At 63.4% G+C, this 26,361-nt stretch carries 20 protein-coding genes; 4 read left to right on the forward strand and 16 right to left on the reverse strand.

Annotated features, from left to right (window positions below; genetic code table 11):
* Positions 1–15: 15 nt before the first annotated feature.
* The 4 genes from H6955_20925 to H6955_20940 all read right to left on the reverse strand — a co-directional run bounded on the left by H6955_20925 (position 16) and on the right by H6955_20940 (position 2,240).
* Positions 16–357, reverse strand: coding sequence for a hypothetical protein (locus H6955_20925; protein MCP5316031.1), 342 nt, complete (start codon positions 355–357; stop codon positions 16–18).
* Positions 358–370: 13 nt separating this feature from the next.
* Complete coding sequence (locus H6955_20930; GenBank protein ID MCP5316032.1) at positions 371–529, reverse strand: hypothetical protein; 159 nt, start codon at positions 527–529, stop codon at positions 371–373.
* The gene (locus H6955_20935; protein ID MCP5316033.1) at positions 526–711 is read right to left on the reverse strand and encodes an AlpA family phage regulatory protein; all 186 of its coding nucleotides are present in this window, start codon (positions 709–711) and stop codon (positions 526–528) included. Before H6955_20935 ends, H6955_20930 begins: the two co-directional genes overlap by 4 nt.
* A gap of 332 nt (positions 712–1,043) precedes the next feature.
* On the reverse strand, positions 1,044–2,240 hold the full coding sequence (locus H6955_20940; GenBank protein MCP5316034.1) for an integrase arm-type DNA-binding domain-containing protein: 1,197 nt from the start codon (positions 2,238–2,240) through the stop codon (positions 1,044–1,046).
* Between the two features lie 626 nt (positions 2,241–2,866).
* Here H6955_20940 and H6955_20945 point away from each other — a divergent pair.
* The gene (locus H6955_20945) at positions 2,867–3,436 is read left to right on the forward strand and encodes a PEP-CTERM sorting domain-containing protein (GenBank protein MCP5316035.1); all 570 of its coding nucleotides are present in this window, start codon (positions 2,867–2,869) and stop codon (positions 3,434–3,436) included.
* A gap of 852 nt (positions 3,437–4,288) precedes the next feature.
* On the opposite strand, the gene H6955_20950 is transcribed toward H6955_20945, so the two are convergent.
* Entirely contained in the window at positions 4,289–4,753 is a 465-nt protein-coding gene (locus tag H6955_20950) for a hypothetical protein (GenBank protein ID MCP5316036.1), read from the reverse strand.
* Here H6955_20950 and H6955_20955 point away from each other — a divergent pair.
* The gene (locus tag H6955_20955; protein ID MCP5316037.1) at positions 4,741–6,339 is read left to right on the forward strand and encodes an acyltransferase; all 1,599 of its coding nucleotides are present in this window, start codon (positions 4,741–4,743) and stop codon (positions 6,337–6,339) included. The two genes, H6955_20950 and H6955_20955, sit on opposite strands and share 13 nt — an antisense overlap.
* Positions 6,340–6,424: 85 nt before the next feature.
* Positions 6,425–6,799 carry a hypothetical protein gene (locus H6955_20960; GenBank protein MCP5316038.1) on the forward strand — a complete coding sequence of 125 codons (375 nt, stop codon included), beginning with the start codon at positions 6,425–6,427 and terminating at the stop codon, positions 6,797–6,799.
* A gap of 179 nt (positions 6,800–6,978) precedes the next feature.
* Here H6955_20960 and H6955_20965 read toward each other — a convergent pair whose 3' ends face one another.
* The 5 genes from H6955_20965 to H6955_20985 all read right to left on the reverse strand — a co-directional run bounded on the left by H6955_20965 (position 6,979) and on the right by H6955_20985 (position 13,620).
* Complete coding sequence (locus H6955_20965) at positions 6,979–8,217, reverse strand: MFS transporter (protein ID MCP5316039.1); 1,239 nt, start codon at positions 8,215–8,217, stop codon at positions 6,979–6,981.
* A gap of 72 nt (positions 8,218–8,289) precedes the next feature.
* Entirely contained in the window at positions 8,290–9,540 is a 1,251-nt protein-coding gene (locus H6955_20970) for an NADH:flavin oxidoreductase (GenBank protein MCP5316040.1), read from the reverse strand.
* A gap of 610 nt (positions 9,541–10,150) precedes the next feature.
* A complete protein-coding gene (locus H6955_20975) occupies positions 10,151–11,413 on the reverse strand; it encodes a hypothetical protein (protein MCP5316041.1) in 1,263 nt (420 codons plus the stop codon).
* Between the two features lie 285 nt (positions 11,414–11,698).
* The gene (locus H6955_20980) at positions 11,699–12,661 is read right to left on the reverse strand and encodes an alpha/beta hydrolase (GenBank protein ID MCP5316042.1); all 963 of its coding nucleotides are present in this window, start codon (positions 12,659–12,661) and stop codon (positions 11,699–11,701) included.
* A 44-nt stretch (positions 12,662–12,705) separates the two neighbouring features.
* Positions 12,706–13,620, reverse strand: a complete 915-nt coding sequence (locus H6955_20985; GenBank protein ID MCP5316043.1) for an alpha/beta hydrolase — start codon at positions 13,618–13,620, stop codon at positions 12,706–12,708.
* A gap of 133 nt (positions 13,621–13,753) precedes the next feature.
* On the opposite strand from H6955_20985, the gene H6955_20990 reads away from it, so the two are divergent.
* The gene (locus tag H6955_20990; protein ID MCP5316044.1) at positions 13,754–14,644 is read left to right on the forward strand and encodes a LysR family transcriptional regulator; all 891 of its coding nucleotides are present in this window, start codon (positions 13,754–13,756) and stop codon (positions 14,642–14,644) included.
* Between the two features lie 270 nt (positions 14,645–14,914).
* Here H6955_20990 and H6955_20995 read toward each other — a convergent pair whose 3' ends face one another.
* From H6955_20995 to serS, 6 genes are all read right to left on the reverse strand, one after another.
* Positions 14,915–15,505: a hypothetical protein gene (locus tag H6955_20995; GenBank protein ID MCP5316045.1), complete on the reverse strand. Its 591-nt coding sequence runs from the start codon at positions 15,503–15,505 to the stop codon at positions 14,915–14,917.
* Between the two features lie 287 nt (positions 15,506–15,792).
* Positions 15,793–18,705, reverse strand: a complete 2,913-nt coding sequence (locus H6955_21000; protein ID MCP5316046.1) for an SUMF1/EgtB/PvdO family nonheme iron enzyme — start codon at positions 18,703–18,705, stop codon at positions 15,793–15,795.
* A gap of 493 nt (positions 18,706–19,198) precedes the next feature.
* Entirely contained in the window at positions 19,199–19,432 is a 234-nt protein-coding gene (locus tag H6955_21005) for a hypothetical protein (GenBank protein MCP5316047.1), read from the reverse strand.
* 134 nt (positions 19,433–19,566) lie between these two features.
* A complete protein-coding gene (locus H6955_21010; protein ID MCP5316048.1) occupies positions 19,567–20,430 on the reverse strand; it encodes a formamidopyrimidine DNA glycosylase in 864 nt (287 codons plus the stop codon).
* Positions 20,430–24,905, reverse strand: a complete 4,476-nt coding sequence (locus tag H6955_21015) for a DEAD/DEAH box helicase (protein ID MCP5316049.1) — start codon at positions 24,903–24,905, stop codon at positions 20,430–20,432. The genes H6955_21010 and H6955_21015 overlap by 1 nt, the downstream gene beginning before the upstream one ends.
* Before the next feature lie 172 nt (positions 24,906–25,077).
* Positions 25,078–26,355, reverse strand: coding sequence for a serine--tRNA ligase (gene serS / locus H6955_21020; protein ID MCP5316050.1), 1,278 nt, complete (start codon positions 26,353–26,355; stop codon positions 25,078–25,080).
* Positions 26,356–26,361: the final 6 nt, after the last annotated feature.

The following is a 26,361-nucleotide window of genomic DNA, read 5'->3' on the forward strand; positions in this document are numbered from 1 at the left end:
GTGGGGATGCGTTATTCATTGCGGGTCACGGCTAGTTGGTGGTTGTGATGCGAGGGGGAAGCGCCCGGTCTTTGGACCGGGCGTTTCTTTATTCTCGGGCTCATCTTCGAACGCAGCCTCAAGCGGCTTCCGTGCCGCGTCGCGTCGCTTCAGGTCTTCGGTCCGCATCTGCTCCGCACGGCGCTGTTGCTCGGCAACCCGGTGGGCGCGCTTGGCATCAGCGAATCGCTTGAAGTCGCCCGACAGCCAGTACCGCCTGCCCCGTTCGTACCGCGGCCGCGGGATCCGCCCCTCGTGGTACGCGCGCCAAACCTCGGTCAGTGATGAGTAGTTCCCGTGCTGCATGACGTCGGTCATGCTCAACCGCTTCTCACGAGGCATCGGACTGGTCACCAGTCAGCACGTCGGCGACCAGGCGCAGCGCATCGAACAGGCCCGCGCGAGTCTCGTTGTCTTCAGCCTGTTCCAGTTGGTCGAGCAAGACGGGCAGCGCCGCCCTGGCGGCTTCGAGTTTGGTTTCCCGAGTCATGCCGCACCTCGCTCATCGCGCTTGGCGATCTGCTCATCGATCCATTGCTCGACTTCGGCTTCGAGCCAAAGGCCCGGACGAACCGGCAACGGGAACCGGCCCGCATCGACCTCGCCGTAAATCCAGGACTTGCGCCGGCCCACACGGTCTTCGACGCTCTTGGTTGGTAGTAGTCGTTTCATCTGCTTCGCTCCTACATGATTGATTTGGAAATCAGCTCGCGAAATAAACGCTACAACAAAATCTAGATTTGGAAATCCGGAATATCGAAAAGCGACATATCCGCTGGTAACTATCCGTTTCAAAATAAACAGATCAGCACAGGCACAGTAAATAGTCTTGGGAATATAATCGCGATTTACAAAATAGAACCCAGAATGCACAAGCCCTGCGAGCCGAAATCTAGTCAACTGCTCGCTATGGAAAATCGCTCGAATTGGTAACCCCTGGTTACATATCGCGACAAAAGGCTTATCAAGGGTGAGCGGCCCAGAACGAGCCGCTTCGGAGAGTGTCAGGCGATCTTCGCCACGATCAGCGCCTTCCCGCTGATGCAGAAGCTCGACCAGAGATCCATCAGCATGCGGCGTTTCTCGAACAGGTCGCCGCGCTGGTAAGCAGCAACGGTCTTATCGCCAATTGTGTGCGCGAGTGCCGCCTCGCAGACGCGAGCGGGGAACCCCGTCGTTTCCTCTGCCCAATCGCGGAAAGTCGATCGAAATCCATGCACCGTGAGATCGCCGCGGCCCATGTGACGCTGCAGCAGTTTCAGCATGGTCATGTTCGAGATCGGCCGATCATGAAACCGACCGGCGAAGACGTAGTCCCCTACCCGATCGACCGACTCCAGGATACCCAGCGCCGCACTGCTGAGCGGCACGCGATGAGCCAGTCCGGCTTTCATCCGCTCGGCGGGAATGGTCCACACGTCGCCGTCGATCTCATCCCATCGGGCTCCCAGAACCTCGCCAGTGCGGCATGCAGTCAAGATGGTGAACCGCAGCGCATCGGCAGCTGTACCATCATGCGCGGCCAGCTGAGACCAGAACGCCGGCAGCTCGGCATAAGGTAAGGCCGGATGGTGCCGCACCTTGCGGACCTTGGACGGCGACGGCAGCAGCTTATCCAGGTGCCCGCGCCACCGGGCCGGATTGTCTCCGGTCCGCCAGCCCATTGCAGCGGCGAAATCGATGATGTTCTCCAGGCGACCTTGCACGCGCTTGGCGGTCTCGGTTTTGGATGTCCAGAGCGGTTGCAGGATGCGCAGCACGTCAGCGACCTGGATGGCCGCGACCTCGGTCTCACCGATCACGGGCCGCGCGTAAGTCTTCATGGTGCTGACCCACTGGTGAGCATGCTTGCGGTTGGCCCACCCACGACGATGCGCACGAATGTACGCGGCAGCCGCCGACGCGAACGTCCGCTGTGACTTCTTCCGGGTTCGCTGTTGTGTCTTCGCCTCGATCGGGTCGCGACCGGCGGCAAGATGCTTGCGGTTGCGCTCTGCCTCCGCGCGGGCCTTGGCCAGCGTCACTCCAGGGTAGCCGCCGAGCCCCATCTCCCGGGTGCGGCCGTCACGCGTGTACTGGAACACCCAGCGGCTCGAGCCGCTCCCCAGTGTCCGCAGGAATAGCCCGCCACCGTCGGCCAGCTTGCCGGGCTTGGCGTGCTTGCATCGCTTGTCGTTGAGTCTGTGAATCGGTCTCGGCATGGCGGCTGCCCCTGTTCCTGCCCCTGTTTAGGTTCAGGTCTAGTATGGACCCATGCAGACCGTTTTGAACAGTATTGCTTTGTTTTCCGTGGCTTATGATACCCGTTTGGAAGGGTTTGGACCCCGGGTAAGCGGACACCCCCTCCGCCAACGCCCCCCGCGTCGGAACTGACCTGGCAGACTCCGGTGTCCGCTCCGGCGCCAATCTGCCTCCGACGGGACCTTCCCGGCAACCTCGCCGGGGTGCAGTCTGAGGCCTTGTGAACCCCCTATCCGAACGCTGGTCAGGGGTATCCCATTGCGCGGCCGAGTCCCGACAGCCAGGGAGCGTCCAGGGCACTGAGCAAGACAGCCGTTGTGAGCAACCCTCCCAGGGGCCACCGGTCACGGGGGTGCCTTGCGGTGAGCCATTGGGACGCAACCGGCGCATCTCCAGGGCGCCCACCAACTGTCGGAACTCTTTACACGGACGCGGCCTTCAGGCAGTTGAGAACCCGACGGTTTGCCGCAACGCATTGAGCGGCCAAGGCAAAACCACGCGCGGCCCGATTCGTGCATGATCCCCGAGACGCAAGCAAACCTGCGGCGCCTGCTTTCGAACGGCGCCCAATGAGGGGGACCCGAACATGAACCGACTTTCGACCACGATCCGCCTGATCGCGAGCCTCGTTCTGGCCGCCGCAGCGACCACTGCAAACGCCATCCCGGTCGTGTGGGACCTCTCGGCTGCATTCAATGACGGCGGCACGGTGACAGGGACCTACACCTACGATGCCAGCACTAACGTATTCTCGAATGCGACATTCACGACCACGGCCGGCACCGCTTTGCCTGGCACGAGCTATGACACCGCCGACCTCGGAGCGGTCGGTTTCGGCCTGGATGCAAGCACAATCACGGCGATCACCAACTTCGGGCTCGCCGACCTCTCGGGGCAGAACATCCTCTCGTTTGCACTGGTAGCCGCGATGACGGACGCCGGTGGCACCATCGCCATTGCCGCCCTGTTCCCCAGCTTTGAGGGCATCTGTAGCACCGCCGATTGTGGCAGCGGATCGATCGATCGCGAAGTCGCCGCGGGCGGGCAGATTGTGTCGAGGGCGGCGGTGCCAGAGCCTGCGACGCTGACCCTGATGGCACTTGCGCTGCTCGGAGCGCGCGGTGCGCGGCGGCGGCAGATAGGCTCAGCGCGCTGAGCTCATCCAACGCCACTACGGCCGGTTTGTTGGTCGGGGCTTCGTTGCTCGACTTGCGCTGAATCTTCTCAATCAGTAGTCGTTGCTCACCGGCCTGCCGTTCACTGCGCTCGGCGAGGAAACGCGAAGGTGCCTCGCTGGCTCCAGTCGTCCTAGCCGGCCAGGACCTCCACGAGGGTTGGCACGGTGTCGGGCCCATGTCTCCAGCTGATCCGGACGGGAACCGATCATGTCACCGGCCTCTGCGCGGATGCAGCAGCGACGGACATCAGCTCTCGCCGGGGAGTGTGCGCAATGCCCTGGAAGCCGTCCTGAGCGGCGTCTTTTTTTGACACCGGGTCGGATTCAAATCGCCGGGTATGAAGCTGGAACATCCGGCGCAGCATCCGTTGTGATCGGCCACTCCCCATGAGCGACTACATCATCAGCAAAAAGCGGGAGATTTCCGGACACCGGTGAATCTTCCGCTCCCACCGGGAAAGCGCAAATGCGCCCGCTGGGCGGCGAACCTCGGCAGCCAACATCGAGCGGTCGAGGCGGGCTGATTTCGGTGGCGTCCGCTGCTGACGCAACATGGCCGCAAGCGCGCGGACGGAGGGAATCGATCCCGAGCCAGTGACTGGTTTAGGTACGAGTACCAAAGCGAACGCCTGATCGTTTTTTTCTGTCAGTGGTCCCGTCTGACGCACGTTTCAACGGCCGCCACTGCGCGGTTCAGCCTGAGGCGAGGCGGATCATGCTGCCTATGCTCCACTAATGGCCGGCACACCGCTTGCGGCGCTCCTACTAAGTGGATAAAAACGAATTACCTGCCCCTCAAGCTGGCCCAGTCCCCGGGTCGTGAGAGAGGCGTCAACCGAGTCCCAGGTTCGATTTGCGCAGACGCAAAACACAAGTTTCAGTCGAGAACGTTTCGTGAAATACAGACCTGACGTCGATGGTTTGCGGGCAGTCGCCGTAATACCTGTGGTTTTTTTCCACGCACATGTACCTTACCTCTATGGAGGCTTTCTCGGTGTTGACGTCTTCTTCGTGATCAGTGGCTACCTCATCACTGGCGTTATCGTGGAAGAGATTGCCGAGCGCCGCTTCTCGATCGTCAATTTCTACGAAAGGCGGGCCAGACGCATCCTGCCCGCGCTGTTTTTGGTCGTTGCATCCACAATTCTGGCCGCCCCGTTCTTTCTCAACCCTTCGCAACTGGACGACTTCAGCAAGAGTGTCATCGCGGTCTTGCTCTTCGTCTCGAATATTTTTTTTGGCAACAGTCCGGTTACTTCGGCACAGCCTCGGAAACCAGCCCGATGCTTCACACATGGAGCTTGGCGGTCGAAGAGCAGTACTACATCTTCTTTCCCCTGCTCCTGCTGCTCGTTTGGCGCTACGCCAGAAATCGTCTCTGGCTTGCGCTGTCGGTCGTTATTGTCGGAAGTATTGGGCTCTCAGAATGGGGATGGCGTAACGCATCCGTGGCGAGTTTCTATCTGCTTCCGACACGCGCTTGGGAGTTGTTGATCGGCAGTTTGGTAGCGCTCGCGCTCCGGAAAAATCTACTCGCCAGCATTCCAGATTCGCTGAAGAACGGCGCAGCTTTTCTCGGACTCATAGTGTTGCTTGTTTCATTCGTCCTGTTTGACGATAACACTCCGCACCCAAGTCTCATCACGTTAATTCCGGTATTGGCGACCGCGGCGATAATTGCCGGAGCTTCGCCATCCGGCGCTACCGGTCGCCTGCTGGCGGCCAAACCACTCGTGGCTGTCGGCCTCATGAGCTACAGCCTATATCTCTGGCATCAGCCGATGTTCGCGTTTGCGAAACTCAACATCGCGAAACCTCACATTCTTCCAGTTCTTCTTGCACTGAGCGCAGTTTCCATGGTCATCGCATACTTCAGCTGGAGGTACTGGGAAAAACCTTTTCGGAAGAAGGCCATCACTAGCCGTCCCCAGATTCTCCACTTCTCCGCCATCAGCATCGTGGTGCTTGGCGTCGCCGGCCTCGCTTCGTCAATCTACCGCGACTCCATTTTCTCGATGGTCTACCCGGATCGATATTCCAATTACAAGGCGATCGAAGAAGCCACTGCGGTTAGCAACAATCCCATGATCAACCGTGGCTGCCACATTCATTCTGAAGAGTTCACGCAGGCATTCAGGGCGGTGTTCCGCAAATGCGTCGAAAAGTACGGAAAGGGAGTCTTTGTGACGGGTGGTAGTCATGGCATGGATTTGTACAACAGCTTGGCCGTGAACTCCGAGTATCCATTCATCGCGAGTGTGTCGCGTGGGTACTGCCGGGCGCACACGTTTTTGGGAGGGCGCCCGCCTCATCGCTGCCACTACGATGACCTGCTGAGTTTCGCAACGGAGAATGCGAACAATCTCTCGGTCATTATCTACACCCAAACAGCCGACCGACTCTTTCACGTACCCTTCTCTCAGGCCACCGCGCGTGATTTGTCCAAAGATTCGATGGCGCAGGTGGTCGCCTATCTGAAGCGCCTCCAGGACGAGTCAGGCGTGAGGACATACATGATCGGCATGCTGCCGATTCTAAGCCGCGCTCCAGCGTCCTTGAGCCTCACTGAGCCTGTCCGTGAACAGCTTTCCGCATCAATCACGGAAAAAAGCCAGCGGATGATCGCGCATATAGATCGTGAATTCGCCCGAATGGCCGGCGAGATGGGCATCCTCTACGTCGCAAAGATCGAAGCGATGAGCCTGAAACTGCCTGAAGACCTGCTGATTGATGGCAAGATCACGTATTCTGACGAGAGACATCTAAGCTCCCAGGGCGAGAAAGTTTTTGGTAGACGACTAGTGGACTATTTGACCCGAAGTGGCCTACTGCCCAACGAACAAAACGGTCTAAGCCTAAGCTTTTTGCCAGCCGCTCGTTGAGTGACTCGGTGTAGCCTCGACGTTCGGGTTTTCGTTCACATCGCCGTTTGCACCAGCGGAACCGGCCGGCGCGACCTTGACCTCGATGGCCACGCTGACCGGCGTCCTGACCGACCCGCTGACGGGTGGCCCTGTCTCGCTTGCCCCGGCGCTCGCGTCGTCCACGATCATGCAGGCCATCGTTCAGGGCACACCCGTCGCGGCGGTCGGACCGGGTGTCGCGAGCGGTACCAGCCCGTTGAACTACGGCCCCTTCAGCACCACCGTTTCGACCACCTGCCCTGCCAGCGGTTGTGACAATTTCGGCATCCTGCTCGGCTTTACCGGTGAGGGGGGTGGCGATCAATATGCGTTCGCCGCCACGCATCTGTTGACACCGGTCCAGGACGTCGCAATCCCGGCACCCGTGCTGTTGATCGGCATCGGGATCATGGGGGTGCTCCGGAAAAAGGGCCGATAGCCGCGTTCGGCTACAGGGTTGCTGCTTGGTTTTACGGCCCGTGCCGCCTCCACGGTCTATCGGGCCGAGTCGATGTGTCCAACGCGTATCCGCCGCGGCGCATATTGCGCCGCTGGCTGGCGTGTGCTCACCGCTTCGTCTCCCGCCCCGGTCGTTGGCGAGGTTCGTCCCGCTGAACGCTAGCCAGCGCCTTCGGCCGCCACGACCGCCCTGCCTCGCAGGTCCGGCAAAAACACCGCCAACAACCCGATCAACGGCAGAAAGGCACACAGGCGGTAGACGGTCTCGATGCCCCATCGATCGGCCAGCGTGCCCATCAGTGCCGCGCCGATGCCGGCCAGCCCAAAGGCCAGTCCGAAGAACAGCCCGGAGATCGTTCCGGTCCTGCCCGGCACCAGTTCCTGGCCATACACCACCATCGCCGGGAATGCGGATGCGAGCATGAAGCCGATCAGCAGGGTCAAGATCGCCGACGTCTGCAGGTCGACATACGGCAGCGCCAACGTGAACGGGGCGACGCCGAGAATCGACAGCCAGATCACTTTTCGGCGACCGATGCGATCACCGATCGGCCCCCCCAGCAGCGTGCCGGCTGCGACCGCGAACAGAAAGTAGAACAGGTGGTACTGCGCGGTGCGGGTGTCGACGCCGTAATGTTCGATCAGGTAGAAGATCAGGTAGCTGCTGATGCTGGCCATGTAGAAGAACTTGGAAAACATCAACGCCAGCAGCACGCCAAGCGCCGATCTGACGCGGCCACGCGGCAGCACGATGTCAGCATCGGAAGACGGCGCCGGTTTCGGCCGGCGATGCTGATTGCGGTACCACACGCCGACCCCGGCGAGCAGGATCATCGCCAGCAGCGCAACCAGTGCAAACAATGCCAGGCTGCGTTGACCGTTGGGTAACACGATCCACGCGGCGAGTAGTGGGCCGACCGCCGAGCCGGCGTTGCCGCCAACCTGGAAGATCGACTGCGCCAGACCGTGCCGTCCGCCCGACGCCATGCGCGCGATGCGCGAGGCCTCCGGATGAAATACCGACGAACCGGTGCCGACCAACGCCGCTGCCAGCAACAGCATCGGGAAGCTTCCAGCCAGTGAAAGCATGAGCAGACCGAGCAGCGTGCAAGCCATACCGAAGGCCAGCGAGAACGGCTGCGGATGGCGATCGGTATACAGGCCGACCATGGGCTGCAACAGCGACGCCGTAAACTGGAAAGCCAGCGTGATCAGGCCTATCTGCGCGAAGCTCAGCCCGAACCCACTCTTGAACAGCGGGTAACTGGCGAGCATCACCGATTGCATGGTGTCGTTCAGAAAGTGCGACAGGCTGATCGCGGCGAGCACGGAAAATACGGTGCCTTGGTTCATGTGACGCTGCTGCTTGTTGCGGCCGGGGAGCGCGGATGGTGCCATGGTGTTGCGCGGAGCGGAGAATGTCGAGGGCGCTGCACAGCGGTCGCGGGCCAGGCCCGGTCCGCTGGACGTCTACCCGCGCGACAACATCGCGTCCTTTTCCGCCCGCACCCGCGGATGGTAGCAGTCCACCGGCTGCGCACCGAGATGCCCTACGCAGGCGTTGCAGTCGACACAGCGTGGCCCGGTTTCGTGAACGCGCAGATGGCGGTAGAAGTAGGGATCGGCAATGAACGGACGCCCGGCCGACACGGCATCACACAAGCAGTTCGCCAGCGCCGCTTCCATCCTGTCGCGGGTGCGAAAGCCGCCGACGCAGATCACCGGGATGTTCAGCGCGGCCTTGAACGCCGGCGTGTAGTCGAGGTTGAAGCCCTCGCGTCCCTTCCACAGGAGGTTCGAGGCCAGCGCGATCAGTGGCCGAAATACACGCACCACGGTGCGCCTCAACCACGGCAGATGGGCCATGCTGCCATCGACCATGTTTCGCAGGCAGCGGCCAAAGGTGCCGCACACCATCGGAAAGCCAGACTCGTAGTGACCGACCGAGATCTCCACCGCGTCCACGCCCGCCGCTTGCAGTATCTTCGCCGCTTCGACCAGTTCCGCGGTCTTCAAACCGTCGCGCAACGGCAGCCTGTCCGCCCCGTTCATCTTGATGATCACCGGGTAGTTCGGCCCGACCCGCGCCCGGATGGCGGCCAGGATCTCGCACGCGAAACGTGTCCGGGCCTTCAGGCTGCCGCCGTAGGCATCGCGACGTCGGTTGGTGTACGGCGTCAGGAACTGGCTGAGCAGGTAGCCGTTCGCCGAGTGCAGCTGCACACCGTCGAAACCGGCACGCCGGCAGCGCGCCGCGGCGTCGGCAAACTGTCCGACGAGGCCCTGAATCTCGTCGACGCCCAGCTGTCGTGGCCGGGTGCCGGTCAACAGGTCCTTGGTCGTCGAGGCCGAAACCACGTCAGTGGCACCCGCGAAACCCGGCACGACCTGGCGACCGCAATGATTGAGCTGGGCGAACAACTTCGCACCCTGTGCGTGCACCGCCTCGACCAGCCTAGCCAGCCCCGGAATCTTGTCATCGTCATCGACGCCCAACTGGTTCGGTGCCGACTTGCCCTGCTGGCTGATGTAGATGTTGCCGGTGATGATCAGCGGTGTTCCGCCGCGGGCGATCGGGCGGTAAAAATCCACGACGGCATCCGTGACGAAACCGTCCGGGCTCGCCCGTGTCTCCGCCGTCGCCGTCTTGAACAAGCGCCCCGGCAACTCGAGCGGGCCGATGCGGATCGGCGAAAACAACAATCCCTGGTCGCTGCCCATGGGCGTGTCTCCCGCGCAGGCATGCGCATCCCCGAATTACTCACTCCTGGTTATAGCTGACCGCGGCTTATCCGGCCGGGTCGGCAGGCGGGCTCGGCGTTCGACGCAATTCATTGCACCGCGCGGTGATACGGACAGAAGCGCGGCAATCCCTATGCACCAGCACTGGCGCCCAGCGGGGTCTTCCCGGACGACCGCGGCCGTGTCGACGGATCACCCGCCCCCCAGTCGGGCAGCCTCGGCGGACACATGTACAGGGAATTCGGACACCCGCTGTCGATGGCGCTGTCGCGCGACTTCTCCATCATGTCATCGACGTGTGCACAAGAATGGCACCGAGGTACGGGCATAAAAAAAGCCGCCCTTGGTTGCGATGCTTCTTCTGAAGATCTGCTTCCAGATCGAAGGGGAGTTTTGGCCCAGACGCAACCGCGGTCTGCTGTTCGGCCGAAGCGGCCAGTGGCGCCCAGCGGCTGCGAGGTCAGCTATTAAACGCACACCAGCCATTGGCCAGAGATGCCGCTGAATGGCCGGATAAACTTCGGCGATTGAGTGCTCACGACCCCGAACAGTCCGTCACAGCTGAATACAGCGTACATGCCGCACACAGTCAGTCGGCCAGCACGCTGTCGATCCATGCGCCGATGTGCGCCGCCAGAGTGGTTTCGATGCCGACGTAGCCATGATAGTGGCGTGACTGGCAGACCACGTCGCTGAATAGGAACCCGCCCTCGAAGCCGATCAGCGTGGCATCTTTGCCCAAGGAAATATAGGCGTCGTACAAGTCCATGGAGCCCGCCGGTGCGGTGCTGCCGCAGGCGTCCCGCGAGTGGTAGGTGATGAGCGCGGGCCTATTCAAAGCGGCGGCCTGCACCCTACCTGACGAGTACGGCTGGCCGACCGGATTGCCCGCTTTGCCCAGAGTGACCGGAGAGATCAACCCCACGCCGCGCGCCAAGTCGTTCAGGGCCGCAGCCGATACCCCGCCGCGGCTGTGCCCGATGATGAAGACAGGGAGTTCGTCCTGATTCTCCGCTGCGAGCACCGCCTGCACGTCCTGACGGTGTTGATCGGAAACTCGATAGTAGTCCATCCGCTGCTGAGCCTCATTACCTAGGGAGGCCCCCGCAGCCAGAAAATTGGCGTAGTCCGAGGGTCTCTGCAACGTGACCGCCTTGAAGCCGAGGCGGGCGAATAGGTGTGCGCAACGGGTCAAAGTCGAACCGCCGCTACGCCTGACCTTTCCGGTCACCGGGTCGCCCTCCAATCCGGTGGCGTAGTCGCCGCCCGAGATCAGAATCAAAATGGCCTTGGCACCGCCCGCCGTTTCCGCCTCGTTGACGATATAGGGCTGCACCACTTCCTGCGCCGTTGCCGATCGGCGGCTCACCAGTTCCTTGTACACCGCGTCCCCGTCGTAGTGAGGAAATACAGGCCGGGGCTCGCCGTTCAGAAAAAAGTAGCTGTCACTGCCATAGCTGACCGCTTGGACGAACATGCTGCCACCTCGGTCGACCCGGTACGGCGCCGGGGTGACGCTGACCAGCTCGAAACGGATATCGGGCGACGATCCGTCAAGTTGGAGTAGGACGTCATAATACCCTCCTTCATACAAGGCTTTACTCAGCCGTATCTGCTGGGCCGCAGCGTCATAGACCGTGACGGGTTCTGTCTGTGAGTTCAGATTGTGATGCCCGGTCAGCGAGAAATGTAGTGGCTGCGCATTGGAGAGTTGCAGTTCCGCACCGAATGCAGCGCCTCCAACACTGATGGCCGGGACGCGCAAGCGCCCCTGCGGGTTCAAATAGGCATCGTAGGACGCGGCTGGCTGGGACAACAGGACCAGCAGGCCAAAGAGGAGAGCATTCCGCATCTTTCTTAATTGGTCCCCTGTAATTGGTTGGGGAGTATAGCGAGGATAACTACCTTTCGCTGGGCGCCAATTTTTCCAGCGACCGCTCTTGGCGAGCGCTGCGGACCGCGGCTACCGGCCAATAGAAGAAGTTCGATAAGACTGGTTTTCCGAGAACGTTTGATGTCTTAGCGGACACTCGGTCGGACCCCGCGAGGCGGGGTGCGCTGGTAGTCTTTGCCGCTGAGCAATCCGGTTTCGCCGCAATGCATCTGAAAGACCGGCGCGTTCGGTAATCGCAAGGCACTAGGCCGCGGCGTTCACCTTGCCACCTTCGCCGCCCATGTGCTTTTTCAGGAACGGCACTATCTGTCCAAGCGCGAGACGCACCGGTTCGTCCTGATCATAGATGTCGTAATGCGACCAGCCCGTCATTTCAACCAGCTGCCTGTCTTTCGAGGCAGTGGATCGACCATAGGCCTCCATGCCATCGCGGTAAGCGCCAAAAGCCCCTACTTTCTGCCCGATGACCACCATCATCGGTTGCGTCATCAGCAGTTCCGTAAAGCCGAAGGCGTCCCAGCAGAGGGTGTTCTGTGCGTGAGAGAACACCATCCTGGTTGCGCCGCCGGGTTTTTGGCCGCGCTTCGTTTTGTAGTAGTCGGTCGCTTCCCAGATATCGCGTTCGGTCAGGCCATTTGCCTTCGCCGCCTGGGGGCTCGCAGGGAGCAACTCGTTGACCTGCAGTTCGCCACCGCGAGCCTCGGCGGTGCGCTGCGTGGCCATCGCTTCCAGCGCACCAAGCGGATCGAAGTTGCTGAACCCCTCGCGGAATAGGCGACCGATGTTTACCGGTGTAATGCCAATCACGGCCTTGATGCGCTTTTCGGTCAAAGCGGCATTCAGCGCATAACCGCCACCGCCGCAAACGCCAATGCAGCCGATTCTCTCCGCATCGACATAGGGCAGCGTGACGGCGTAATCGATCACGTGACTGATATCCTCCACACGCTGCGTCGGGTCTTCCACAAAACGCGGCAATCCGCCCGACTCACCCTGGAAACTTGCGTCATACGCGATAACGATGAATCCTTCCTTCGCAAGTCCTGCGCCGTAGACGTCACTAGACGTCTGCTCTTTGCAGCTGCCGAATGGGTGAACACTGACGATGGTCGGGTAAGTCTCGGATTCGTCAAACCCCGGCGGGTACAACACCAGTGCAGCAATCTCCCAGGCCATGTCCGCATTCTGAAACTTGATCGATTTCATTACCGTGTCTCCTCAATTTTGATCGCGACCGCTACGAAGCGCGTTTACATCTTCGATTGGAAAAACGGCGCAAGTACGCTCACGGCCTCGCCGATCTCCGCTTCGCCATCGTAAAGGCTCATATGATTCGCACCTTCAACGATGTGCATGTGCTTGTCGCTACTTGCGGCTCGTTCCATCAGGTTGTCACTCATCCATTTGCTGCCCGCTTCGCTGCCGACGATCGTCTGCAACGGTTGCGTCAGGAATGCCTCGGCCTTGTGGAATGCGTCGTAGGCGATGATCTGGTTCAGGCTGCGTGCCGTGGCAAAACCCGGTGCGGTGCAGTATTCGGCGCGGTCCGTATGGTAGTACTCCCAAGCCTGGCGCAACTCTTCGTTCGGGGCATCGGCCTCATTCAGAGGTGCCATGGGAATCGTCACGATCTCGGCGCCACTGGCATCTGACGTTCGCGCATCCGACCCCGCCTGCAGATACGGGATGGCATCGCTGTCTTTGACGTTGTTGTCCCAGCCATTGCGGAACATCTGGCCGATGTTCACCAAGCTCACGGTGCCAACAGCCTTGATTCGACGGTCATTGATCGCCGCGTTCGCGGTATACCCTGCACCCGCACAGATGCCCATCGCGCCAATTCTCGCTTTGTCCACATAAGGCAGGGTGGTCAGGTAGTCGATGACTGCGCTTACGTCCTCTGTCCGGATGTGTGGGTTTTCCAGCTGCCGGGGTTCCCCGGTGCTCTCACCCTGGTAAGAGGCATCGTAGGCAATCGTGACAAAACCTTCTGTTGCGAGTTTTGCGGCGTAGGTGCCCGCCGTTTGCTCTTTTACCCCGCCACCGGGGTGTGAAACGACGATCGCCGGATACCGCTGGCTGTCGTCAAACCCCTCGGGAAAGTTGATTACCGCCGCCATCGTGATGGTGGTGTTGTTCGAATTGGGGAACGTGACCTTGTTCATGCGTGATCTCCTGGCACTGGGCCGGCTGTAAGTCTCTCTGGTGCGTTGTTTGCACCGCGTGAACAAAGCCTAGGTCCAGCACGATTAATCTACAATGCGTATAAATTGATTGTGGTTATCACTGAGGTGATTAATGAAAAGGGACAAGATTGCCGACCTGGCCGCCTTCGTCGCTGTCGCCGAGGAAAAGAGTTTCACGCGAGCCGCGGCGAGACTCGCCATGTCTCAGTCTGCGTTGAGTCAGATTGTCCGTCGGCTTGAAGAGGATGTTGGCCTGCGACTGTTGTCGCGAACGACGCGCAGTGTCGCGCCGACCGAGGTCGGCAAACAGCTGCTCGATTCGCTTGCGCCACTGTTCAAGGACATCGATGCAAGCGTCGCCGGCCTCGCCCAGTATCGCGACAAGCCCGTTGGCACCTTCCGCATCACCACCGTCGAGCACGCTGCAAAAGTCTTCCTGCTACCAAGACTGGCAAGCCTGCTTTCAGAGTATCCAGATATAAAGGTCGAGATCGTCACCGAATATGGCTTGGCAGACGTCGTTTCGGACCAATACGATGCAGGGGTCCGCCTAGGTGAAGAAGTGCACAAGGACATGATCGCCGTACCTATCTCACCAGAGGTCCCAATGGCCGTGGTTGGCGCTCTTGAGTATTTTTCCCGCTATCCGAAGCCGAAGAATCCCAAGCAGCTTGTTGATCATCGTTGTTTGGTTCTGTCGCTGCCTTCCCACGGCGCCGTTAATGAATGGCGGTTCACGAGACGCGGAAAGAACAGCTCTATCCGGGTCAACGGGCCACTCACATTCAACACGATCGACCTGATAAAAGATGCCGCAGTCAGTGGGATGGGGCTGGCCTATCTGCCGCTGGATCAGGTGCAGGAGAATTTGGATGCTGGGCTTCTCTCCAGAGTCCTTGATACTTGGATGCAGCCGTTGCCAGCTTACCACCTCTACTATCCCAACCGGCGACACTCGTCCCCGGCATTCAGGCTGATCGTTGATGCTTTGAAGCATCGCTAAAGGCCAGGGATTTAGGAGGTTTTCCGAAGCTCGGCTTATGTCCGCTTGCGGCTGCAGACTTTTGAGCCGCCGGGCGTCTCCATTGGTCGCACAACGGTCGGATGGGAGATCAGGAAGCTACCGTTCGATCGAATCTCCCGGCCGGCGACCGGTGATCAAGCCATTGCGGTCATCGTTGGGCCTGAACGCCAACGACCGCTCCGGCCGAGCAAGAGATGTTTGACGACGCTTCGCAAAGCTACCGAAGTTGGCTATTCGCGGGATACGCGGTCACATGATGCGGTACTGGGGCTGTACCTGCTCGTCGAGCCAGATGTCATCAGGGCTCACGTACTCGTCACGCAGGTTGAAGGGGACGCCGATCTGGTCGAAGCAGTCGTACACCAGTTCGGAACAGATGTACTTGCGGTCTTGCGTGCGTCGGCTGACGCTAAAGAGAATGCGAAACCCGATACGCATGATCTCGAAATTGTCATACGGCTTGGTAAGCTCATCCATGCCGTAACTGATCGCACGGTTGAGCTTGTCCTCCTCGATCTGCGGATGCACCCGTGCGACGACGATGTTGCCCTTGTACGGGCGATTCTTGCCGTGATAGTCCTTCAGATACTTCGACAGCGGCGCCAGTCGCACACCGATCAGGGTTTCGCTTTCCAAAATGAAGACGCGCTGCAGCGTCGGGTCCTTATAGATCATGCCGACGTGGCTCCATACCGAGCGCGTAAACCGCTGGATGGCATGTGAAAAGAAGTAGGAGCCGGAACAGAACACCAGGTCGCCGGTCTGCAGGTCTTCGCGCATGGCATCGTAGGAATGCATAGGGAGTTGCTGGATTTCCTGTTTGCTGAGAGGTGTGGCCATTACAGTCTCCGGCGCGGATCGGATAGTTGCCCGGGCAAGATAGTCCAATCGCCGATCAGGTGCATCTGGGCAACCGGTGGAGCTTGTCCACGTCGGCACAGGCTCGCCGTCTGACCTCGGCCCTCGCTTCGCGAACCCGGCGTCCGTCTCCGCGGCTGTGTACAGCTCAATATTCGCGGGTGTTTGCTCGCTCTTGCGGCGCACGCAATGCCATGCCGGGATCGACCGGGTACAGCATTTCCGTGGTCAGTATTCCGATCCCCTCGACCGGCAACAAAGACGCACCGTCACAAGTCCCGGGCGAGACGGAATCCGATATCGGGGAAGCGAAAGGCGGCCTCGCGCCCGGTACGGGAACCGGAACGGAGATTTCCCGGCCCGTAGTTCCACGACCCGCCGCGCATCACGCGCAGGCCGCATTGGCCTTTGCCCGTTTCCAACCAAGCGGTACCGTCATCCGGTGCGCCGGTATAGTTTCCATGCCAACAATCTTCCGTCCATTCGAACACGTTCCCCGCGGTGTCGTGGAGGCCAAAGCGGTTTGCCTCGAATGAACCGACCGGCGCCGTCTGACCGCGGTCGTCCCATGCGCCACCACAACCGTGGCAGTTGGCCCGGTTCTCGCCGGGGTCATCACCCCACCAGTATTCGGTCTGCGTGCCCGCACGTGCCGCGTACTCCCACTCGGCCTCCGTCGGCAGCCGATAGGATTTTCCGGTCGCCAGTGAAAGCCATCGGGCATAGGCCGTGGCCTCTTCCCAGGAGATGTTCATCACCGGGCGCTTACCACGCCCCCATTCTCCGTCGTCCGGTCTGCGAGCACCTGTCTGCTGTACAAAGTAGTCGTACTGGTCGAACGTGATCTCGTACCTCCCTACCGCGAAGGGTTTGGCGAACCTGACCTCGTGACGCGGAAATTCATCGCCGAAACGCTCTTTGTCTTTGTCGTCGTCGCCAGATCCCATCCAGAACGACGTTGGAAACCCGTTTTCTCCCGGATGCATCGCCACCATCTCCGGTTCCCCGGGACTGAGCGCGGAGAGCCCGAAGGTATAGAGGGTGCGCTCTTTGACGATGCTGGTCGCCAACTTGATGTTGCCGTTGGCCACCGTGTTGGTGAAGCCCATGAACAGCCCGCCCAAGGCGACGACGACCAGGCCCAGGAGCAAGGTCCCCACATGAAACCTTGTACGGCCGCGGCACGCCGCAAGGAAGGACTTCGCCGGTTCCTCCGCGCCCTTGCCCAGGCGGCCGAGGGCGGCCTCGGCCTGTTTCCACCGCCGCCGGGGCCAGAGGCGGTCGGTCCTCGGTGGCGGCCCCTTCCACTCGTCCGCTGCCCGGTCCAGCTGGCGTCTCACGGCCAGGTCCGCGCCCGTCTCTTCGATCCAGACGGCAAGCCGTTGCCAGTTGCGCAACAGGGCCTCATGCGCGACCTCCACCGTGCGCGTGCCATTCTCACCTTCGCCCGGGTGCAGCAGGCGCGCCCTTTCGAATGCGTCGACCAGATCCTTCGCGCCCGGCGCTTTGGTCGCCTCACTGAACGCCGCACGCCGTCGTGTCGCGACCCAGCCGCCACCGGTAGGATCGACCTCGACGAGTTCTCGAAACACAGCGCCAAGTGCCGCCTGCGCCCGGGCATCCAGGCGCTCGAAGGTGCCTTCGGCACGCCGCCCGATCGCCCCCTGCACCCCGCCAAATCCGTCGTAGGCATCCGCGGTCAGTCTGCGATCATCGGTATGCCGCTCGTAAAGTTCCGACAGCGCGAAGGCCATCAGCGGGAGCGCCCCCGGATCATCGCCGGTGTCGTCCAGGATCCGCGATGGCAGCTCTTGCGGTTCGAACGACAGGCCGGCCCGTTCCGCCGGACGGGCGATCATTTCGTAGAGCGCGCCGACGCCCGGGGAAGCCAGCGGATAGGTGCCGGTGCGCAGCAGCTCGTCCAGGGGGCGCTGACCGACACAATGGTGATAGAAGTCCGCACGCAGGGTTGCCAGCACCCGCACGCGCGACGAAGCGGCCGCGTGCACCAGCAGTTCGGCGAAGGGCGCCCGATGGTCCGGCCTGACGACCGTGAACAACTCCTCCAGCTGGTCGATGAACAGAACGAGTTCCGACCAGCCAGGCCGGTCTTCGAGCATCTGCTCGATCCACCCATCCAGCACGCCGTGATCGGCTTGCAGCCCTTCCGCCTCATCACGGAGCACCCGGTGGTGCGTTTCGAAGGTCGATACGAACGCGGACGCCAGGGCGATGAAAGGGTTATCGCCCAGCTCACCCGGCGTCAGACGCACACTCAGCCAATCGCGACTTCCGGGGATGGCATTGTCGTTCAGACGCGGCAGCAACCCGGCCGCAACCAGTGAAGACTTGCCCGAACCTGAAACACCCACGACGGCAATGAAACGTGCCCCTTCGGCCAGCCGTGCGACCAATCCGTCGGTCTCCCGACCACGACCGAAAAAGATCGGGGCGTCATTTGCCGTGAAGGCCCTTAGACCGGGAAACGGCGAGCCCTTCCATAAGGGCAAGGCGGTGATTGTCGACGTCGCCGTTGCAGCGCCAGCGGTCGCGTCCCTGCCCAACTGAGCCTCGTGATCGGCAAGCAGCGACTGGATGATCTCGCGCAGGTGCCCAGTGAACTTTTTCCGGAAGCTGTCCGGGGAATCGTACTCGTTGTAGCCCGCCCGAATGGAACCGTCGGGGTTGCGGCACTCGGCGAAGAAACGCTTCACGCGCTTCCATTGATCCACCTTGGCGGTGAAATCCGGATCCTCGGGATCCAGGCCCAACCGCTCCGTACGGCGATAGAGCAGGACTTTGGGCCGGCCCGTTTGCTGCGATGCGGCGCAGGCGTCCAGGTATTCCCATTCGGTGCCCGAACGATAGCGTTCACCGTTCGGCCTGATGTAGGTCTCCGGCAACGGCGTCCCCAGCCGCGACCAGAAGATCACCACGACAATGTCGCACTCGGACGGCTTGGGACGCTGCAGGGAGATGGCCTCCTGCGGCGTCATGGTGGCCAGCATCGGCGTGTCACCGCCAGGCTTGTCCCAGGCGATGGTCTCGATCGCAACCCGACCGCGCAGACGAGCGTCGTAACCAAGACTCTCCAGCGCTTTCAGCGCCAAGGCCCTCTCGTCGCCGACATCGCCGGGCGATGCCAGAAAGACCTTGAGTCCGAGTGGTGGTGATTCGACCATACCGGTACCTCATGTATCGGTGAATGGCAGGGCCCTGTGCGGCGCGGTGCGCGTCAGATTGAGCGCTTTTTCGCGCCTCTGCGCAATGCCAATCAAACGCCGTGAGGAAGGCCGGAAGGGGCGCCTGTGCCGCGCCGGTCGATGGACCATTCAACGACCGCGACGTGCCCTGCGAAAGGCCGGATATGAACGGCGCACGCCGTCAGCAACGCGCCTTGGATCACCGCGGCGGACAGTCCCGGTGGCCATCGTTGTGGCGGTGGCCGGGTCCGTGCATGAGAGGGTTCGCCATGCGCCCGTGTCGGGGCATCCCTCCGCGCTCCGGGCGACCTGCCGCCGCCCGCCCGATTCCTCGAGCAGCCGTTCACCCGGACCACGGAACCGGCGAGACCCGCAGGTCCCGATCGCGCAACGTCGCTGTGCCCGAACGGGGCAAATCTTTGGGGAAGTCCGAAAAGCCGAAACCGGGGAAGGCGTCAGCCGCCGTGCCGGGTCACCGGCAACGGCCACGCAGCTGCTGCTGGCGCTCGACGCCCTTACGCTGCTGCAATCGATTGACGGTGAGCTTCAGCTGCAGGTGCCGACGACGCGCCGGCTTAGGCTCCGCCGCGAGGTGGGATTCGAGTTCCCGTTGACGATGCCGCAGCTGCCCGATCAGCGCCGCGAGACGATCGCACGGCGACGCATCGTGGGCGAAGATCCTTCGTACCAGTGTTGCGAGTGCCATACGGGGTCTACCGGGATCGCGAAACCTGTCGGCAATGTACCCATCGCGTTCGTGCCTCGTGATGACAGGTCGATGAAATTTTGGTGACACCTCGCCGGGGACACCTCTGAGCCGCACGGCGACAGCCAAACCGCTCAGCCGTTGTGGCCCCTCGCAGAGATACGCCGTGACGGCTGGCACGCCGGGCACCAGTAGGTGGATCGCCGATCCCTGCCCAGAAGTGCCTGCTCGATCGGCGTGTCACACACCAGGCACGGCTGCGCGCGCCGACGGTAGACCCAGTACCGCCCGGCCCCGTCGCCATTCGGCCGGGTCACGCGCGGACCACCGCCGATGTTACGGCCGAGCAACGTCGCGGCGCAGTGATACAACGCCAGGATCTGCGGTGCATCGAGGTCACCGCGGCCAATCGAGGGATTCAAGCGTTCGATGAACAGCACCTCCGATTTGTAGACATTGCCGATGCCGCTGGCGATGCGCTGGTCGAGCAGCAGGTCGACCAACGGCGTGCCGCGGTCGCTGAACCGGTCGACACGCCGCAGGATCTGCGCCTCATCGTACGGCCCGACCAGATCGGGGCCGATCCGGTCCGCGATCTCGTGCAGTCGGGTACCGTGTGCGGCGAGCCGTTCGACGGCCGAGGCGTTGAAGCAGACGTAGACGCGCTCGCCGGTGTGCAGCACGATCGAGGCCTGTTGCGCCGGACGTCGCCAGGCCTCGCCGGGCGCATAGGCGTGCCATGAGCCGTGCATACCGAGATGGCTGCGCACCAGCGTCACGTCGTCGAACGCGACGAACAGGTGTTTGCCGTGCGAATACACGTCGCGCACCGTACGACCGGACAGATCGTCGACCTGCCCGGGTGGCCGAACGGGTTCACCGGCGCGGCGTGGGCGTGTACCGGCTGTCGATCGGACATGCCCGGAGACCAGGGTTCGGTCCTTCAACTCGCCTCGCAGAAAGGCGGCGATCGTGAACACCGTATCGCCCTCGGGCATCAGCGAAACGCCTGGGCCGCGAGCCCGCGGTAGTCGCTGACGAACCCGTTGGCCAGCATCAGGTCGCGATACGGTGATTCGCGCACCGGGGTGCCATCGACCTGTTCGATCACCAGGGTGCGCCGCCGGCCCCTTTCCGGCAGTCGCGCCAGGGCGCCGAACGCGGCCTCCGCGACACCCGGTTCGCGCAACGCCTGCGGAAAGCACAACAGCTGTCGGCCGCCGGGGCCCAGATACAGCACCGGTCGGCCGGCGTGCGACAGCAGCCAGGCACCCGCGACCCGGCGTGGCCGCCCCTGCGCGGGGTCGTCGCCGCGCGCCGGCCAGGGCAGCAGGCTGCCCCAGGGGTTCGCCGGATCGACGACCGGGATCGAAGCGATGTCATCCGGTGTCGGCGGTATACCCGGATCGGCATCGCCGCGCAGCTCGCGCAGGCGATCGTCGGCGCCGGGCCGGGCGAACTGGGCACCGGAGAGTCCATCGACGAAATAGCCGCGCCGCACCCGTCCGGCATCCTCCATTGCGGTCAGCACCTTGTAGACCGGGCCGAACCCGCCGGGAAGGTTCTCCGCCAGTGCCACCTCGCGGCTGACGACGCCGTAGCGTTCCAGCAACATACTGGCGCGGGCCAGCGCGCGTTCGGTGTCGCTGACCGACGCATCGGCCAGCGGGCCGACCAGCGACCAACGCCCACCGGCCAGCGCGGAGGTGCCACGCGCGCGTCCCCGCACGCCCCTGGGCGTACGTCCCCCAAGGCCGCGCAGCGGCGCGAAGGTGTCGTTCGTGACCTGGCCGGCCCAAACCAGGTCCCACAGCGCATCGTGCAACTCGTGGGCGGTGGTCTCGGGCAGCGCGCTGCGCACGGCGTCTTCGAGCTCGAACAGAAACGAGGCGCCGCGCGCGCGCAGCCGGTCGAGCATCAGCCGACCGATCGTCTGGTCGTCCGCCGCCCCGGCGGCCGGCGCCGCATCGTCGGCATCGGCCACTGGTGCAACCTCGAGCAGCTCGCGCAGGTGGTCGCGCCGATACAGCACGATCCGCCCGTCCCTACCGCCGAGCGCGGCCCGGCCGATCCAGACCAGCTGCCCCGTCGCGGCCAGCATATCCAGCATGTCGAGCGAGAAGTCGGCGACCCGTGCCGGCAGAACCTGGGTATGCAGCGCCGACCAGGGCAGCTCCAAACCCTCGAGCTGGCCGACCACCTCGAGCAGTCGCTGCACACCGCGCTGTGCAGTGCCTATGCCGTGCCAATGCGGCAGAAAGCGGCACAGCGTCGCCGCATCGACCGGCGCGACCTGGCGGCGCAGACGCGACAGGGTGCGGCGCTTGAGCCGCCGCAGCACCTCGGCGTCGCACCACTCCGGCTCGCTACCGCCGGGACGGATCTCACCGCGCACCAGGACACCGGTCGCGTACAGCGCGCGCAGTGTCGGTTCCAGCTGCGCCGGGCGAAGATCCAGGCGTTGTGCGAGCTGCGGGGTGACGAAGGGGCCGTGGGTGCGCGCATAGCGCTGCGCGAGGGCTTCGAGCGGGGCGTCGTGCGTCGCCAGGTACGCGGCGGGCAGACCGCCCGGCGGCATCACGCCGAGTGCGTCGCGGTACAGCCCGGCGTCTTCGGCCGCAATCCAGCGGCGCTCGCCGGCGACATGCACCTCGATCGCGCGTCGCTCGGCGGCCAGTTGTCGAAGCCCGGCGTCGACATCGCAATCCGCGCGCTCATCGAGCTCGTCGCGCGTGAGATCACCGAGACGTCGCAGCAGGTCGTGCAACTCGTCGGGGTCGCGCGCGCGGCGGTCGTCGACCCGACGCTGCAATTCGGCCTCGAGCTCCTCGAGCACCTCCGGGTCGATCAGGTCGCGCAGCTCGTCCTGGCCGAGCAACTCGGCGAGCAGGTTGCGGTCCAGTGTCAGCGCCTGCGCCTTGCGCTCGGCCAGCGGCGCGTCCTGCTCGTAGATGTACGCCGCGACATAGGCGAATACCAGCGAACGCGCAAACGGCGATGCCGACCCGGTCTCGACTTCGTGCACCTTGACCTTGCGCGTAGCGACGTCGCGCAGCAGGCCGCGCAAAGCGTCCAGATCGAACACGTCGCGCAGTGCCTGACGGTAGGTCTCCAGCACGATCGGGAAATTCGGATAACGGCGCACCGCGGCCAGCAGATTCTGTGACTTGAGCCGCTGCGCCCACAGCGGCGTGCGCTGGTCAGGGCGCCTCCGCGGCAGCAGCAATGCGCGCGCGGCGTTCTCGCGAAACAGCCCGGCGAACATCGCGGTATGCGCGAGCTGCGCGGTGACCAGTTCCTCGACCTCGTCTTCCTGCGGCAGCAGGGCCTGCAGGTCCGGCAGGTCGTCGGTATCGGCCAGGCGCAACACGATGCCGTCGTCGCTGTACATCAGCTGCACGTCGAAGCCGCTGGCTATCGACAGGCGCTGCTGCAGCGCCATCGACCACGGGGCATGCACGCGCGCGCCGAACGGCGACAGGATGCAAACCCGCCAGTCACCGAGTTCGTCGCGGAAGCGTTCGATCGTGATCGCGCGATCGGTCGGCAGCGTACCGGTGTGCGTCTTCTGTTCGTGGACATAGGCGACCAGGTTGCCGGCCGCATGGGCGTCCAGATGCGCCTCGTCTTGCAACCACGTCAGCGCTGCGGACCGACTCATCCGCCCGAGCCGTCGCACCAGGGCGCCCAGCGCGCGGCCCAGTTCGATCGGTCGACCCGGCCCGTCGCCACGCCAGAACGGCAGTCGACCCGGTTCGCCGGCGGCCGGTGAGACGATCACGCGGTCGCGGGTGATCTCCTCGACACGCCAGGTCGAGGCGCCGAGCAGGATGTTCTCGCCGGGTCGGGTCTCGAACACCATCTCTTCATCGAGTTCACCCAGGCGACCGCCGTCGTGGCCCAACGTCACCACGTAGTTGCCGCGATCGGGGATGGTCCCGGCATTCATGCGCACCACCATCGTCGCGTGGCGCCGCGCGCGCAGTTCGTCGGTCGCGCGGTCCCAGGCCAGCAGCGGCCGCAGATCGGCAAAGTCCTGCGACGGATAGTGGCCGCTGAGCATCTCGACCAGCGCGGTCAACAACTCGACCGACAGCTGCCGGTACGGATAGGCACGCACCACCAGCTGCCGCAACTCATCCAGCGACCGCGGCCGGTCGACGCACGCGGCGACGATCTGCTGGGCCAGCACGTCGAGCGCGTTCTGCGGCACCCGCAGCGACTCGATCTCGCCGCCGAGCATGCGCTGTGCGATCACCGCGCATTCGAGCAGGTCGCCGCGAAACTTGGGGTAGATGCGCCCGACACTGACCGCGCCGACCTGGTGCCCCGCCCGGCCGACGCGCTGCAGGCCGCGCGCGACCGAGCCGGGCGACTCGACCAGCAGCACCTGGTCGATCGCACCCATGTCGATCCCCAGCTCCAGCGAGCTGGTCGCGACGATCCCCCTGATCCGGCCCTGCTTGAGGCGTTCCTCGATCTCGGCGCGCTTGTCGTGCGAGACGCTGCCATGATGCGACTGGACGATCTCCTCCCCGGCCAGCTCGTTCAACCGTTGCGTCAACCGTTCGCACAGGCCACGGCTGTTGACGAAGATGATCGTCGTGCGGTGGTCGCGTATCTGTTCGAGCAGGCGCGGGTAGATGTCCGGCCAGATGCCGCGCTCGCTGCCCGCATCGCCCGCCGCCTCGCGCATCAACTGGCCAAGGATGGGCCCACCGGGCGCGGCGGACGGCCGTGCGCTCGCCTGCATGTCGGGAACGGGAACTGAGACCGTCAGGTCCAACCGCGGTCTGGCCGACAGATCGACGATCTCGACCGGCCGCGTGCCGCCGAGGAACCGCGCCACCTCGTCAGGCGGGCGCACCGTCGCCGACAGCCCGATCCGTTGCGGATCCTCGTCGCACACCTCGGACAGGCGCTCCAACGACAGTGCCAGGTGCACGCCGCGCTTGGTCGGCGCCAGTGCGTGGATTTCGTCGACGATTACGGTGTGCACGCTGCGCAGGTTGGCGCGCGCCTTCGAACCGAGTAGCAGAAACAGCGACTCGGGGGTCGTGACCAGGATGTCGCCGGGCTGCCTGAGCTGGCGCTGGCGCTCCTTCTGCGCGGTATCGCCGGTACGGATGTCGACCTGCACATCGCGCACCGGCAGGCCCTCGGCCAGGGCGCGGTGCCTGATGCCCGCCAGGGGGCCACGCAGGTTGCGCTCGACGTCGTACACCAGGGCCTTCAGTGGCGAAACGTACAGCACCCGCACACCCGGTGGGGCGGCGACCGGTCGGTTCAGGCAATAGTCGATACCGGCGAGAAACGCCGCGAGTGTCTTGCCGCTGCCGGTCGGCGCGACCAGCAGCGCATGCCGGCCGCTGGTGATCGCCTGCCAGCCCTGGCGTTGGACTGGCGTCGGCTGGCCGAAGGTCTCGATGAACCAGCGCCGGGTGGCCGGGCTGAATGGCAGCTCATCGGTCATCGGGCGACCGCCGAGCCGCGCGACAATGCGGCGTCGAGTCGAGGATCCATAGCCTCATCGGACAGACCGTCCGGTACCGGGTTCCACGCCACGGTGGTCGCGTCGGATGCGCGCGAAACGACCGACCGGCGTCCTCGCCCAGCGGCGCCCCGGCCGGCGCGCCACGTCCGGATCAGCCGCGCTGCAATACCTCGACCCCGCCCATGTAAGGGCGCAGTGCCTCGGGTACGCGGATGCTGCCATCGGCCTGCTGGTAATTCTCCATTACCGCGACCAGGGTACGACCCACTGCGAGACCGGAACCGTTCAGGGTGTGCACCAGCTCGGGTTTGCCGGTCGCCGGGTTGCGCCAACGCGCCTGCATCCGCCGCGCCTGAAAGTCGCCCATGTTCGAGCACGACGAGATCTCGCGGTACTTGCCCTGCCCCGGCAGCCAGACCTCGATGTCGTAGGTCTTGGTCGCGGAGAAACCCATGTCGCCGGTGCACAGCGTGACGACGCGGTACGCCAGGTCGAGTCGCTGCAGGATCGCCTCCGCGTGCCCGGTCAGCACCTCCAGCGCATCGAACGACTCCCCGGGGCGCACCACGTGCACCAGCTCGACCTTGTCGAACTGATGCTGGCGGATCATGCCACGCGTGTCCTTGCCGTAGGCCCCGGCCTCGGAGCGGAAGCACGGCGTGTGCGCGACATAGCGGCGCGGCATGTAGTCGTCTTCGACGATCACGTCGCGGACCAGGTTGGTCAGCGGCACCTCGGCGGTCGGGATCAGGTAATAGTCGCTGCCTTCGAGGCGGAACAGGTCCTCCGCGAACTTCGGCAGCTGCCCGGTGCCGTACAGGCTGTCCGGATTGACCATGTAGGGGACATAGGCTTCGGTGTAGCCATGCTCGCCGGTGTGCACGTCGAGCATGAACTGGGTCAGTGCACGGTGCATCCGGGCCAGCGCGCCGCTCATCACCGCAAACCGTGATCCGGTCAGCTTGGCTGCCGCATCGAAGTCCAGCATGTCGAGACCGGCGCCCAGATCGACGTGATCCTTCGCCTCGAAGTCGAACGCCGGCGGTTCGCCCCAGCGGCGCTCCTCGCGGTTGTCGTCCTCGTCCTTGCCGTCCGGCACGCTGTCGTGCGGCAGATTGGGCGTGCTCAACGCGACCTCGCGCAACGCCTCCTGCACGTCCGCCAGGGCCTCTTCGGCCGCCTTCAGACGGTCACCGAGGGTCGCCACCTCGTCCAGCAGCGGCTGGATGTCCTGGCCGGCCGCCTTGGCCTTGCCGATCGACTTCGATTTGGTATTGCGCTCGTTCTGCAGCTCCTGGGCCTCGACCTGGAGTGTCTTGCGCCGCGCCTCGAGCTCGGCGATACGTTGGGTGTCCAGCTCGAAACCGCGGCGGGCCAGGGTCTTGGCGACACCCTCGAGGTCGCTGCGCAGAAGTTTGGGATCTAGCATGTTGGT

This window comes from Chromatiaceae bacterium (assembly GCA_024235395.1).
Classification (GTDB): domain Bacteria; phylum Pseudomonadota; class Gammaproteobacteria; order Chromatiales; family Chromatiaceae; genus Thiosocius.